Origin of the sequence: Streptomyces flavofungini, from assembly GCF_041028215.1 — a bacterium.
Taxonomy (GTDB): Bacteria; Actinomycetota; Actinomycetes; order Streptomycetales; family Streptomycetaceae; genus Streptomyces; species Streptomyces flavofungini_B.
The window spans coordinates 1-639 of the sequence record NZ_JASKYR010001445.1 but is presented as its reverse complement, the minus strand read 5'-3'; the positions used below and the strand labels follow the sequence as shown (position 1 = coordinate 639).

Here is a 639-nt window from a genome sequence, read left to right as displayed (position 1 = left end):
GCCCTGCGGGGCGCCGCTCTGCTGCGGGAAGCCGGGTGCGGACGGCGCGGACGGTCCGGACGGGCCCTGCTGCTGGAAGGCCTGCGGGCCACCGGGGCCCTGCTGACCGCCGGGTCCGGGATGTCCGGGCTGGCCGTGCTGGCCGGGGTGACCGTGCTGGCCGGGATGTCCGGGCTGGCCCGGCCTGCCGTCACCGTTGCCGCCGTTGCCATTGCCGTTCCCGAAGGGCGGGATCGGCTCGGCCGGGCGGTTCATCTGCGAGGGGCGCGAGCCCTGGTACTCGTACGGGCCCTGTCCGGGACCGCCGGGACCGGGACCGCCGGGACCGGGGCCGCCGGGACCGGGCGGCGGCTGGCGGAACTGCTGGCCGGGGTGCGGCGGCGGCATGCCGGGACCGCCGTGCGTGGCGGGCAGCGGCGGGTTCGGCGCGGCCGGGGTGTACGACGTGGCGGTGTTCGTCAGGAAGTTCCAGCGGCACTCCTCGCAGAACGGCGCGTTCGCCTCGCGGGGCGTGCGGCACTGCGGGCAGAGTTCCGCCTCGGGGCCCGGGTCCGGCACGGCGGCCAGGTGCGGGCGCCCGGGAGCGGGCTGCGAGAAGTCCGGGTCCTGGCCCGGGGGCGGCGGGGGATAGCCGTACCC

General features: G+C 78.7%; 1 pseudogene. It reads right to left on the bottom strand.

What is annotated here, in order from left to right:
- Positions 1–639 (bottom strand): annotated as a pseudogene (locus AB8Z36_RS41570) (FHA domain-containing protein); the annotation flags it as partial.